Consider the following 12608-nt stretch of genomic DNA (forward strand, 5'->3'; position numbering starts at 1 on the left):
GTCTTCCCCGAGTCAACCTCCCGTCGCGGTCCGGTGGCCGAGCGCACGCTCCAGGGAGTCGGCGTGGTGGACGAAGTTCGGCGACAGCCGCCTGTCCTCGTAGTAGCGGTGGAAGACCGGCGTGGCCGAGGCCGACATGGGCGGCACGATCCAGGTCCAGTCCGCGGGGCAGACCCGTCCTGCCCGCTCCTCGCGCTCCAGGTGGATCAGGAAGTGCCTGGCCTCGGTGTGGTGGTCCGTCATCGTCACCCCCGCCCGCTCGAAGGAGTGCAGGACCGCCACGTTCAACTCCACCAGCGCCCGGTCCCGCCAGAGCGAGCGGTCGGTGCCGGTGTTCAGGCCCAGACGCCGGGCGATCAACGGCATCAGGTCGTAGCGGTCGGCGTCGGCCAGGTTGCGGGCGCCGATCTCGGTGCCCATGTACCAGCCGTTGAACGGCGCCGCCCGATAGCAGACGCCGCCGATCTCCAGGCACATGTTCGAGATGACCGGTACCGCGTGCCAGCGCAGCCCCAGCTGCTCGAACCACGGGTGACGGGGGTGCGAAAGCGCGACCTCCAGCACGGCGTCGCCGGGAATCGTGGACAGCAGCGGCGGCCCGCTCCCGACCGAGACCGCCAGTGGGAGGACGTCGAAGGGGCTTCCGGGACCGCCGGACCAGCCCAGCTCGCGCAGCATCGCGGTGAAGCCGACGTAGCGGGGATCCCCGACGACCGAACCGTCCGCCGTCGCGTACCCGGCGTACCGGATGAGCTGCTCGTTCCAGATCCGCGGTCCCGGCGCCCCCGGCCGGTCCTGGGGGAAGACGGTGATCGTCGGGCGGATCCGGCGGCCGGGCGCCGCGTCCCGCAGGTGGTTCACACACTCGACGGCGACGCCCTCGGCCGTGGTGACATGCCGCCGGTCGCGCACCCGCAGCGAGCGCCAGTACAGCCGCCCGATGCATCTGCCGCTGTTGCGCCAGGCCACCCTGGCGCCGAAGACCAGCTCACCGCTGGTGTGCGTGTACGTTCCCGTGTCGGCGATCTCCTGCCGGATCTCGCGCAGGCGCTCCCGCAGGACCCCCGCGCCGGGATTCTCCGCGTGAAACAGCCTCAGGTAGTCCTCGGCCGCCGCCATCACGTCGGCTGGAGGCACCTCGGGGACCTTGGGGGCCTCGTGGAACGGATCCGGCGCACGCCGGGACCTTCGCCAGGTCAGCACAGAAAAACCACCCATTGTGGCTCACGGGCACGACTGCCGTTCCGGGCGGCGTGGTGCCCTGAACGCGGCGGCCCTTCCCCGCTGCGATCACTGTTGGTCCGCGGCGACCGCGCGCCGGCTCATCACCGCGATCGCGGCGACACCGGGCAGGGCCTCACTCATTTTCTGTGATTCACCGTGGTTTGTCCGCTGAATCGGGGCATGAACAGGCCACCAAACCGGGGTATGAGATGCCAAAAGCCCCGGAAGCTGGGCTTCCGGGGCTCCGGTTTCGGCTCCCGCGATAGGACTCGAACCTATAACCTGCCGGTTAACAGCCGGCTGCTCTGCCGATTGAGCTACACGGGATTGCGCTTTGCGCTGGTCGGATCGGGTGTCCCCGTTCCTTGCGGCGCAGGAATAGATTAGCGCACTCCATGGGTGTGTGTCGCATCGATAGTCCGGGGTAGGTGCGAGACGAATGGCTATCCGCAGGTGATCACAGGACAGGGACCTGCGGAACATGCTTGTGGAGGTGGACATGCGTTATCGGTTGATGTTCGGGATCGGCTTCGCGGCCGGCTACATCCTGGGGAGCCGCGCCGGTCGGGAGCGTTACGAGCAGATCAAGAGGATGGCCCAGCGGGTCATCGACAACCCCACCGTGCAGGAGACGGCCGGCCTGATGGGCGCAAAGGTCTCCAAGGCCACCGGCGTGGCGAGGACCAAGGTGAGCGACGCGGCCAGAAACCGGCTGCCCTTCCTGCAGTCGGCGAACGGCTGGCACGACGAGCACGACGACACGGGCACCGGCTGGCCGGAGAAACAGCGGACCGACACGCCCTACTGATCTCGCGGGTGCCGCCCTGTCGGCACCCGAGAATCCCGCGAGAGGCCCCTTCAGGGGCCTTTCGCGTGTCCGGCCCCCTCGGGCCGCGGCTCAGACGCCGAAACTCCTGCGGGTCTCCTCAAGCGCCTGCTCCGCGAGGGCGCGCAGCCCGGCGTCGTCCGGGTCAAGACCCGCGTCGAAGACGAACTCCCAGACCAGCCGGTCTGCGTCGGCCTTCCTCGCCACCAGCCGCACTCCCCCTCGCGCGTCCAGCGGGACATAGTGGTTGACCACGATCGAGGCGGTCACCCGCTCCCGCACGGCCTCGGGGATCCGGCCGGGCTCGGGCAGCAGCGCCCGGTACGACCGCCCGCCGGTGGTGACGACGGTCAGACCCTCCTCGTCCCAGGCGCCGCGGTCCACACAGAACCAGGGCAGGCGCTCGCCGCCCAGGTAAAGTGCCCTGTCCGCGGCGATCACGTAACCGTCCGGGCCCTCGGCATAGGTGAGCACCCGGTCACCGGGATCGATGGCCTCGCGGACCTCGGCGGGCAGGCGGCGGAAGAGCTTCATGTGAATCCTCACGGCGTGGACAGGCGCGGCGCGGCCCCGCATGGTTCGGTGTCGTGTCCGGCGATGGCCGTACCTCAACACTCCACGGTATCCGCGAGCAGGTCGAGGGTGAGCGCGGCCGACCAGGAGAAGTCCCGGCTGCCTCGTCCGCTGCCGTCGAAGGGGTCGAAGCACTCGCGGAAACCCGCCTGCCGTACGAGGCGCAGGGTCTGCGAGCCCAGCACCCGCACCAACCCCGCCAGGCCGTGCACCGCCGCCGCCCGCCGCAGCAGCCAGTTGGTGTTCACCCAGGACGGCCCGCGCCAGTAGCAGGACCGGTCGAACTGCGGAGCGCGGATCTCACAACTCGGCACCGGGTATCCCGCGGCTCCCATGAAGCTCGCCGACTCCAACGTCACCACCAGCTCCGCGACCCTGTCGGCCGGCAGCCCCGCGTCGAGCATCGGCCCGAAGGAGCCGACCGTACGAATGGAACTGAGCCGCCCCGCGCGCAGGTCACGGACGCGGAAGGCGCCGTCGGCCCAGAGCCGGTCCAGCAGCGCGGCGCGGATCCGCTCCGCCGCCTCCCGGTGCGGACCCGCGTCCGCGCCGGCCACCGGCGCCAGCTCGGCGAGCGCCTGGCAGGAGGCGAGCCAGATCCCGTTGAACATCGGGTCCTCGACCGCGAACGGGTGCTCGTCTCTCAGGTAGGCCGGGTCGTAGCCGGAGTCCCGGTAGCCCAGGACCAGCGCCATGTAGCGGTCGTGGTGGCTGTCGGGTTGCCACTGGGAGGGCTCCTCGCGCCGGTAGGCGCGGCGGACCGGGGGCAGCGCCTCCAGCGGGGCGTCCCAGACGGGGCTGTCGTCCATCCCCGACTCCCATGGATGCACGATCGCAGCCAGCCCTCCCCCGCCCAGGTCCCTGGACGTGGTGAGGTAGCCGTGCTGGGCGACCAGCATCGGGTAGATCCGCCGTACGAGGGCCGCGGCCGTGTCGCGGTCGGCCGCGTGCCGCCACACCCACCACAGGGCCAGCGCCTGCAGCGGCGGCTGGGTCAGCCCGGAGGTGCACACGCCGTGGGGAGCGGCCCGGTGCTCCGTCGAGCGCCAGATGGCCGGGCCGGGGAAGTAGACCTCCTCGTGGGCGGGCTGGAAGACGATGTGCGGCACCATCCCGGTGTGCCACTGCCCCGCCAGCAGGCTGAGCAGTTCGGTTCCGGCCCTGCGGGTGTCCCAGCGGGCCAGGCCGATCGCGACGAAGGTGGAGTCCCAGTTCCACTGGTGCGGATAGAGGCCCGGCGCGGGCACGGTCGCGGCACCCGTCGAGTTCGCGTCGAGCACGGACCACGCCTCGCGCCCGAGCGCGGCATCGTCGACCGCCGCTCGCGACTCCATCCGCCCAGTCTGCGCCTGTATCGGCCGGGAGAACAGCCCGCCTTTCCGGACGCGGGAAAAAGGGCCGTGAAACGGCGCGGGCCCCGGGAAGCCAGCTTCCCGGGGCCCGCGCCGTACGGCTCCTCAGTCGAGGTAGTCGCGGAGCATCTGCGCCCTCGTCGGGTGGCGTAGCTTGGCGAGGGTCTTCGACTCGATCTGACGGATGCGCTCGCGCGTCACGCCGAACTCCCTGCCGACCTCCTCCAGCGTCCGGGGGTGGCCGTCCGCGAGCCCGAAGCGCAGCTGGATGATGCGCTGTTCACGGTCCGAGAGCGTCGCGAGGATGTCGTCGAGCTGGTCCTGCAACATGATGAAGGCCGCCGCCTCCATCGGGACCACCGCGTCCGCGTCCTCGATGAAGTCACCGAGGTCGGAGTCCTCCTCACCGATCGGCGACTGGAGCGAGACCGGCTCCTGGGCGATCCGCTGGATCTCGATCACCCTGTCGATCGGCAGGTCCATCTCCAGGGCGATCTCCTCGGGCGCGGGCTCGCGGCCGAGGTCCTGGTGGAGCTGACGCTGGACACGCACCAGCTTGTTGATCGTCTCGACCATGTGCACCGGAATCCGAATGGTGCGCGCCTGGTCCGCGATGGCCCTGGTGATCGCCTGTCGAATCCACCAGGTGGCATATGTGGAGAACTTGTAACCCTTGGTGTAGTCGAATTTCTCGACCGCCCGGATGAGCCCGAGGTTGCCCTCCTGGATGAGATCCAGGAACAGCATGCCGCGCCCCACATATCTTTTGGCGATTGACACGACCAGCCGCAGATTGGCCTCGATCAGCCGCTGCTTGGCCCGTGTGCCCTGCCAGGCGAGCTCCTTGAACTCCGGGAAGACCAGACGTGAGACGACGCTGGTCAGCTTGTCCTCGGCGAACAGGCCCGCCTCGATGGACTTGGCGAGCTCCACCTCCTCCTCGGCCGTGAGCAGGGGCACCCGGCCGATCTCCCGCAGGTAGATCCGGACGAGATCGCTGGTAGGAGCCCTTTTCCCGATATCCTCCTCATCGGACCGGGCGGGTTCCTCGTCGCTCTGAGGCTCGAGGACCTCCACTCCGTGCTCGGCGAGCATGCGGACGACGCGTTCAAGCGCGTCGGACGGCAGCTCGGACTTGTCGAGAGCGGCGGCCACGTCATCGACCGTGACGCTTCCGCGCTCCCTTCCCTTCGTGACGAGGTCGGCCACCTGGTCTACCGATGGCGGCCCACTTGGCAGCACCGATGCACCCACGGGAGACAGTCTGCTGTATTGGGTCCCCTAAATGGCAGACCTATTTTTGTCACCGAAGGTAAGGCCGCGATCATTATCGAATTGAGACCTTATTCGGGTTTGGTGGAATCGCCTCGCGGATATTAAAGCCAATTACGCGATCAGCTCGCGGCGGCGCGTTCCCTCAGCACGCGTCGCTGCTGTTCGAGCGCGACCAGTTCCGCGTAGAGCCGCTTGTACTCCTCCGGCTCCTCGACGGGATTGGTCCGCTCCATGCGTGATTTGAGCTGATCGAGCACGCGGGTGACGGTGGTCAGTTCGAGTGCCACCAGCAGCCCCACCGCGTACCGCTCCTCGCTCGTCAGGTCGGCGCGGATCTCCTCGACCGCGAAACGGGTCAGGAGCCCTCTCAGCGAGTCGCTCACGCCGTTCAGCAACCGGTCCACCCACTCTCGCCCGCCGGCTCCGGCCGCCGCCGTGCCGCCCGCGTCGGCGATGAGCCTGTAGAGGGCGAGATGCTCGGGAAGGGTGAACGCCTCTCCGCCCATCACGTCGAACTCCGGGCCGAGCAGCGCGGGACGCTGCACCGCCAGTTTGAGAATCTCGGCCTCGGTCCTGACCGTGGGATCGGTCAGGTCCGCGACCTTCCTCGGCCTGGCCTTCTGACGGGGGCCCGGCTGTGCCCGCAGGGACACCTCCATGATCCGGTCCAGCACGAAGCTCTCGTCGTTGAAACCGAGCCAGCGGTCCAGACTCACCGCGTACAGCTTGCGCAGCCCCTGGTCCTTGATCCGGGCCACGATGGGCGCCGCGGCGTCGAGCCCGGCGAGCCGCCCCTCGTTGGTGCTCGCGTCGTAGCGGGAGATCGCGCTGCGAATGGCGAAGGCGAACAGCGGCTCCCTGCTGGCGATCAGGTCGCGCACGGCCGCCTCGCCGTGCCTGATGCGCAGGTCACACGGGTCGAGCCCGTCCGACTGCACCGCCACGAAGGTCTGGGTGGCGAACTTCTGCTCGTCGGCGAAGGCGCGCAGCGCCGCCTTCTGCCCGGCGGAGTCGCCGTCGAAGGTGAAGACCACCTCGCCCTGGGAGCCCGTGTGGTCGAGCAGCAGCCGCCGGAGCACCTTGATGTGCTCCTCGCCGAACGCGGTGCCGCAGGTGGCCACCGCCGTCGGCACGCCCGACAGGTGGCAGGCCATCACGTCGGTGTAGCCCTCGACGATCACGGCCTGGGAGCGCTTGGAGATCTCGCGCTTGGCCAGGTCGACACCGTAGAGAACCTCACTCTTCTTGTAGAGAGGGCTTTCTGGGGTGTTCAAATACTTCGGCCCGTCTTCGGCGTCGTTCAGCTTCCGCGCGCCGAAACCAATGACGTCCCCGGTTATGTCGCGGATGGGCCAGACCAGCCGTCCCCGGAAGCGGTCGATCGGGCCGCGCCGCCCCTCCTTGGCCAGCCCTCCCTTGATCAGCTCCGCGCTGGTGAACCCTCTGGCCATCAGGTGCCGAGAGAGCGCCTCCCACTCGGCCGGGGCGTACCCGACACCGAAACGCTCGGCGTCGACCCGCTCGAACCCGCGCTCCGACAGGAACCTGCGCCCGATCGCGGCGTCGGGTGCGGCCAGCTTCGAGGCGTAGAACTCGGCCGCCGCCCGATGGGCCTCGATCAGGCGGGTGCGCTCGCCCTGCTCGCGTCCCGGGACGTATCCGCCCTGCTCGTAGCGGAGCTGGATGCCCGCCCGGCCGGCCAGCCGCTCGACCGCCTCGCCGAACGACAGGTGCTCCAGGCGCCGGACGAAGGTGATGACGTCACCGCCCTCGGCGCAGCCGAAGCAGTACCAGTAACCCCGGGTGGGGGTCACGTTGAACGACGGGCTCTTCTCCTCGTGAAAGGGGCAGAGCCCTTTCAGGTTGCCGCCGCCCGCGTTGCGGAGCTGGATGTGCTCGCCCACGATGTCGGCGATCGGTGAGCGCTCCCGTACGAGCGCGATGTCCTCGTCACTGATCCGGCCTGCCACGCCGCGAGTCTAGTCCGGCCCCCCGACAGGTCGGAGCGGTCGGTCCGGTCCGCCTCCGGACAGGTGGCGGCGGTGCCGCCGGGGCGGGAGGGACAGGAGGAACGATGACTTTCCCGAAGCGGTCGTGACCAACCATGACGTCGGTTACAAAGGTAAAGGCGGATTCTCGATAATGTACGCGGGTGGAGATCATGCGATCGGGGCATATAGCACGATTGGCCGCTGTGGCAGGTGCGGTGCTCGTCACCGGAGCCTGCGCGTCGCCGGGTGGGGTGGCGGGCATCGGCACGGCGGCTCCGAGTTTCGAGTCCGAGGCCGTCGCCGGGGCACCGGCCTCGGCCACCGCGACCATGCCCGAGGCCACGCCGACCCCCGCCCCGCAGACGGCGGTCGACCGTCCCAAGGCCGACCCCCCGGTGCGGGTTCCGCCGCCGAAGGTTTCCAAACACACCTATGTCTTCCCGGTGAAGGGCTGCTCGACCAACTACCAGAGCAGGCTTCTGGTGCTGCCCAAGACCACCATCTGGGCGGCCAAGGGCTGCTCCTTCGTCTCGCCGGTGAACGGCGTGGTCGACGAGGTCAACGTCAAGAACCGCTGGAAGCCGTCCACCGATCGCGGCGCCGACCGGGAGGGGCGCTTCGTCACGGTCATCGGCGACGACGGCGTGCGCTACCTGGGCGGCCACCTGGACAAGGTCGCCCTGGAGGTCAGGCCGGGGCTGCGCGTCAGCGCCGGCCAGGTCCTGGGCCAGATCGGCAACTCGGGCAATGCCCGCTCCACGGCCAGCAACCTCTATTTCGCGATCTCCTGGAAGACCGATCCCTCGCTGTGGTGGGTCCGCCGGGGCATGGTCGAGCCGTGGGACTATCTGAACGCCTGGCTGAAGGGCAACCCCACGCTCTCTCCGGCCGACGAGATGCGGGCCGTGATGAACCGGACCGGGGCGGCTCCCAGGTGCGTCACCCTCTGCGCGTCGAAGCCGGTGCCGACGAAGAAGCCCACCAAGAAGCCGGAAAAGCCCGAGGAGCAGGAGCAGATCACGCTGGGCGGCGGCTGAGCGCGACAGCGGGTCAGCGGCCCGCCAGGTGGCGGTGCCAGGCGACCGCTGAGGTGTCGGTGAGCGAGGCGATCTGGTCGATGACCACGCGGAGCCGATCGGCGTTCCCCGCCGCCCTGGTGAAGGCGGGCCTGAAAGCCGGTTCCAGGGTGCCGGGGGCACCCAGCATGATCTGGTGGGCCAGGTCGTGGATCAGCTCGCGCTGCCTGGCCTGGTTGGCGTTGTGCGCGTCGCTGGCCATCACATAGTGGGCGGTGACCCCCTTCAGCAATGCGCACTCCAGCCGGGTGGCCCTGGGCACGATCAGGTCGGCGCTGTAGCGCCCGGCGGCCGGGCCGTACGCCTCGCGGGTGGCCACCTCGGCGGACCTGCAGAAGTGGCCGATGAGCGAGCTGGTGAGCCCCTTGATCGCGGCGAGGTCGGTGAGCGAGCGGTCGAAGTGGCGGGGCCAGAGCGGCTGGGCGATCAGGCGCCCGAAGAGGTCCTCCAGTTCGCCGGTCTCCGCGTCGGGGGCGTACCACTCGCGGGTGGTCGCGCAGACCTCACGGCGCTCCGCCGGGTCGCGCATCGCCGCCGGCACCACGTTGCCCGAGTGGAGGGCGTCCTCCAGGTCGTGCACGGAGTAGGCGACGTCGTCGGCCCAGTCCATGATCTGGGCTTCGAAGCTGACCTGTCCCTCGGGTGCGCCCTCCCTGATCCACTCGAAGACCGGCAGGTCATCGTCGTAGACGCAGTACTTGGCACCCCTCTCCCTGGTCCAGGGGTATTTGATCGCCGCGTCCAGAGCGGCGCGGGTGAGGTTGAGGCCCGCGCTACGACCGTCCTCGGTGACCACCTTGGCCTCCAGCCTGGTCAGCAGGCGCAGGCTCTGCGCGTTGCCCTCGAAGCCGCCGCACCCGGCGGCGAGTTCGTTGAGCGCCGTCTCCCCGTTGTGGCCGAACGGCGGGTGGCCGAGGTCATGGGCCAGGCAGGCGGTCTCCACCAGGTCGGGGTTCCGGCCCAGCGCCTCGCCCATCTCCCGGCCGATCTGCGCGCACTCCAGGGAGTGGGTCAGGCGGGTGCGGGGGATGTGCTGGCCGCTGCCGAAGGTCTCTCCCGGGCCGACGACCTGGGTCTTGGCGGCGAGCCGCCGCAGCCCGGCGCTGTGCAGCACGCGCGCCCGATCACGCCCGAACGGGTTCCTACCGGGGTTGCCGGGCGGTTCCGGCACCCACCTGACCTGGTCGTGTTCGTCATAGCCATGCATAAGTGCAGTGATTTTATCCGCGAAAGGAGCGCACTATGCGGAACGGCGAGAAAACACCTGGTTACCGGGGTCCGTGACCTTCGCCCCGGCTCCTACCGGCCCCCGCGGCCGCCCCGGTGAGGTGGGACGGCCACGGAGCCCGGTTCCGCGGGTGTCGCCTCCCGCGGTACCGGAGGCGGCACACCCGCGAAGTCCGGATGAGAACCGAAGGTCAGCGGGTGTCGGATCCGGCGCCCGCCAGGGTGGCGCGAGCGGCCTCCAGCCGGGCGACCGGGACACGGAACGGCGAGCAGGACACGTAGTCCAGACCCACCTGGTGGCAGAAGTGGATCGAGTCAGGGTCTCCGCCGTGCTCGCCGCAGATCCCCAGCTTCAGGTCGGGCCTGGCCTTGCGGCCCTGCTCCGCGGCGATGGTGACGAGCCTGCCGACGCCGTCACGGTCCAGGGTCTCGAACGGGGAGACACCGAAGATGCCAAGTTCGAGGTACTTGGAGAAGAACGCGGCCTCGACGTCGTCACGGGAGAAACCCCAGGTCATCTGGGTCAGGTCGTTGGTACCGAAGGAGAAGAACTGGGCGGCCTCGGCGATCTGGCCGGCGGTCAGCGCCGCGCGCGGCACCTCGATCATCGTGCCGATCAGTGCCTCGACCCCGGCCTCGGCAAGGATCTGCCGTGCCTCGTCCCTGACGTGCTCCAACTCCTGGACCGCGGCCACGAGCGGAATCATGATCTCCGCGCGGCTGCCGGGCACGGCCTTGGCCGCCGCCGCGATCGCCCGGACCTGCATGGCGAACACGCCGGGGATGACCAGGCCGAGCCGGACACCGCGCAGGCCCAGCATCGGGTTCTGCTCGTGGAGCCGCTTGAGCGCGGCCAGCAGCTCGCGGTCCTTCTTCTCCGCCCCGTCGCCCGCGAGGGCGACCTTCACCGAAAGCTCGGTGAAGTCGGGCAGGAACTCGTGGAGCGGCGGGTCGATCAGGCGGATCGTGACGGGCAGCCCCTCCATCGCCTGGAAGATCCCCGTGAAGTCCGCCCTCTGCAGCGGCTCCAGCGCGGCCAGCGCCCGCTCACGCTCCTCGTCGGAGGTGGCCAGCACCAGGTCCTCGACCAGGCAGCGGCGCTCGCCGAGGAACATGTGCTCGGTACGGCAGAGCCCGATGCCCTGGGCACCGAACCTGCGCGCCCTGGCGGAGTCCTCGGCGTTGTCGGCGTTGGCGCGCACGGCCATCCGGCGTACCTCGTCGGCGTGGGACATGATCCGGTGCACGGCGCCGACGAGCTCGTCGTCCGCCTCGCCCGTACCCTCGAAGTACTCCACGACCGGGGAGGGGACCACGGGCACCTCACCGAGGTAGACGGTCCCGCTGGTGCCGTCGATGGAGATGACGTCACCCTCGGAGACCACGACGCCGGAAGGCGTGGTGAACCTGCGCTCCTTGACCGAGACATCCAGTTCCTCGGCCCCGCAGACACAGGTCTTGCCCATGCCCCTGGCGACCACGGCGGCGTGCGAGGTCTTGCCGCCGCGGCTTGTCAGGACGCCCTGGGCGGCGATCATCCCGGCCAGGTCGTCGGGGTTGGTCTCCCTGCGGACCAGGATGACCGCCTCTCCCCGCGCGGCGAGCTCGACGGCCCGCTCGGTGGAGAAGACGGCCTTGCCGACGGCCGCGCCCGGCGAGGCGTTCATCCCCTTGGCGATCACCTCGCCGCCGGAGTCGGCGAAGCGGGGGAACATGAGCTGGGCGAGCTGGTCACCGGTCACCCTGGTCACGGCCTCGTCGAGGCTGATCAACCCCTGGTCGGCGAGCTGCACGGCGATGCGGAAGGCCGCGCCCGCGGTCCGCTTGCCCACCCGGGTCTGGAGCATCCAGAGCTTGCCGCGCTCGACGGTGAACTCGATGTCGCACAGGTCCCGGTAGTGGTTTTCCAGCGTCTCCATGATCCGCATGAGCTCGTCGTAGACGGCCTTGTCGAGGCTCTCCAACTCCTGCAGCGGCATGGTGTTGCGGATGCCCGCGACCACGTCCTCGCCCTGGGCGTTCTGCAGGTAGTCGCCGTAGACGCCCTGCTGCCCCGAGCCGGGGTCGCGGGTGAAGGCCACCCCGGTCCCGGAGTCCATGCCGCAGTTGCCGAAGACCATCGAACAGACGCTGACCGCCGTGCCCAGGTCGGCGGGGATACGTTCCTGACGGCGGTAGAGGACGGCTCGCGGGGCGTTCCACGACTTGAACACGGCCTCCACCGCCATGCTCATCTGCCGGTGGGGGTCCGCGGGGAAGTCCTCGCCGGTCTGGGCACGGACGATGTCCTTGTAGGTCGCGACCAGGCGCCGGAAGTCGGCCGCCTCCAGTTCCAGGTCGTGGCGGCCGTCCTTGAGCTCCTCCAGAGCCTCGTCGAAAAGCTCGCCGTCGATGCCCTGGACGGTCTTGCCGAACATCTGGATGAGGCGCCGGTAGGAGTCCCAGGCGAAACGCTCGTTGCCACTCGCCTGCTTGGCCAGCCCGTGGACCGATTCGTCGTTCAGACCGATGTTGAGAACGGTCTCCATCATGCCGGGCATGGAGAACGCGGCCCCCGAGCGCACGCTCACCAGGAGCGGGTCATCGGCCTGGCCCAGCCGGCGCCCCATCCTGGCCTCCAGCGCGGCCAGGTGCGCGGAGACCTCCTCCCGCATTCCCTCGGGAACGACCCCGTCCCGCAGGAAGTTCTGGCAGGCCTCGGTGGTGATGGTGAAGCCGGGGGGAACCGGCAGTCCGAGATTGGTCATCTCGGCGAGGTTTGCCCCCTTACCTCCGAGCAGACCTTTGAGATCTTTGTTGCCCTCGGTGAAGTCGTAAACGTACTTGGGCACGGTTGCTCCTTCTTCGACTTCAAAACCGGCGTCTGGTTCCGCCTCCCTGCGGACTCTACCGACGAACAAGGCGATGAAACGGCACCCATCAGGCAACACTGCATTTTCCCAGCTCAAGGCGGGTGAACCGGTCTAATCCAATTCAAATCTGGGCCAAATACGCAAGGTTATTGATCACTTTGGGAATTGGTTTATACCAATTCAGGTAACCAATCTTCCTGGTATTCAACGCC

The 12608-nt window shown here is 69.1% G+C and carries 9 protein-coding genes and 1 tRNA gene; 2 read left to right on the top strand and 8 right to left on the bottom strand.

Annotated features, from left to right (window positions below; all coding sequences use genetic code 11):
- Positions 1–12 precede the first annotated feature (12 nt).
- Together AB0K21_RS10135 and AB0K21_RS10140 are read right to left on the bottom strand one after the other, a co-directional pair.
- Positions 13–1218 carry a nitric oxide synthase oxygenase gene (locus AB0K21_RS10135; protein WP_343976449.1) on the bottom strand — a complete coding sequence of 402 codons (1206 nt, stop codon included), beginning with the start codon at positions 1216–1218 and terminating at the stop codon, positions 13–15.
- Positions 1219–1478: 260 nt separating this feature from the next.
- A tRNA-Asn gene (locus tag AB0K21_RS10140) sits at positions 1479–1551 on the bottom strand.
- Positions 1552–1723: 172 nt separating this feature from the next.
- Between AB0K21_RS10140 and AB0K21_RS10145 the strand changes: the two genes are divergently transcribed.
- The gene (locus AB0K21_RS10145; RefSeq protein ID WP_343976451.1) at positions 1724–2032 is read left to right on the top strand and encodes a YtxH domain-containing protein; all 309 of its coding nucleotides are present in this window, start codon (positions 1724–1726) and stop codon (positions 2030–2032) included.
- Positions 2033–2122: 90 nt separating this feature from the next.
- Here AB0K21_RS10145 and AB0K21_RS10150 read toward each other — a convergent pair whose 3' ends face one another.
- From AB0K21_RS10150 to dnaG, 4 genes are all read right to left on the bottom strand, one after another.
- Positions 2123–2584 (bottom strand): hypothetical protein, encoded by a 462-nt coding sequence (locus tag AB0K21_RS10150; protein ID WP_343976454.1) that lies wholly within the window; start codon positions 2582–2584, stop codon positions 2123–2125.
- A 74-nt stretch (positions 2585–2658) separates the two neighbouring features.
- Positions 2659–3957, bottom strand: a complete 1299-nt coding sequence (locus AB0K21_RS10155) for a hypothetical protein (RefSeq protein WP_364149121.1) — start codon at positions 3955–3957, stop codon at positions 2659–2661.
- A gap of 123 nt (positions 3958–4080) precedes the next feature.
- Positions 4081–5217 carry an RNA polymerase sigma factor RpoD gene (rpoD, locus tag AB0K21_RS10160; protein ID WP_343976494.1) on the bottom strand — a complete coding sequence of 379 codons (1137 nt, stop codon included), beginning with the start codon at positions 5215–5217 and terminating at the stop codon, positions 4081–4083.
- 152 nt (positions 5218–5369) lie between these two features.
- Positions 5370–7220 (bottom strand): DNA primase, encoded by a 1851-nt coding sequence (gene dnaG / locus AB0K21_RS10165; RefSeq protein ID WP_364149123.1) that lies wholly within the window; start codon positions 7218–7220, stop codon positions 5370–5372.
- 224 nt (positions 7221–7444) lie between these two features.
- Between dnaG and AB0K21_RS10170 the strand changes: the two genes are divergently transcribed.
- Entirely contained in the window at positions 7445–8278 is an 834-nt protein-coding gene (locus tag AB0K21_RS10170) for a M23 family metallopeptidase (RefSeq protein WP_343976463.1), read from the top strand.
- A gap of 13 nt (positions 8279–8291) precedes the next feature.
- Here AB0K21_RS10170 and AB0K21_RS10175 read toward each other — a convergent pair whose 3' ends face one another.
- Both AB0K21_RS10175 and ppdK read right to left on the bottom strand, forming a co-directional pair.
- Entirely contained in the window at positions 8292–9524 is a 1233-nt protein-coding gene (locus AB0K21_RS10175) for a deoxyguanosinetriphosphate triphosphohydrolase (protein ID WP_343976466.1), read from the bottom strand.
- A 211-nt stretch (positions 9525–9735) separates the two neighbouring features.
- Positions 9736–12375, bottom strand: a complete 2640-nt coding sequence (gene ppdK / locus AB0K21_RS10180) for a pyruvate, phosphate dikinase (protein ID WP_343976469.1) — start codon at positions 12373–12375, stop codon at positions 9736–9738.
- Between the last annotated feature and the right edge of the window lie 233 nt (positions 12376–12608).

This window comes from Streptosporangium sp. NPDC049248 (assembly GCF_040678965.1).
In the GTDB taxonomy this organism is placed as follows: domain Bacteria; phylum Actinomycetota; class Actinomycetes; order Streptosporangiales; family Streptosporangiaceae; genus Streptosporangium; species Streptosporangium fukuiense.

What these genes read in the sequence shown, in the direction of transcription:
- AB0K21_RS10135 (WP_343976449.1), bottom strand. Translation starts at nt 1,218, where the DNA reads ATGGGTGGTTTTTCTGTGCTGACCTGGCGAAGGTCCCGGCGTGCGCCG.
- AB0K21_RS10145 (WP_343976451.1), top strand. Translation starts at nt 1,724, where the DNA reads ATGCGTTATCGGTTGATGTTCGGGATCGGCTTCGCGGCCGGCTACATC.
- AB0K21_RS10150 (WP_343976454.1), bottom strand. Translation starts at nt 2,584, where the DNA reads ATGAAGCTCTTCCGCCGCCTGCCCGCCGAGGTCCGCGAGGCCATCGAT.
- AB0K21_RS10155 (WP_364149121.1), bottom strand. Translation starts at nt 3,957, where the DNA reads ATGGAGTCGCGAGCGGCGGTCGACGATGCCGCGCTCGGGCGCGAGGCG.
- AB0K21_RS10175 (WP_343976466.1), bottom strand. Translation starts at nt 9,524, where the DNA reads ATGCATGGCTATGACGAACACGACCAGGTCAGGTGGGTGCCGGAACCG.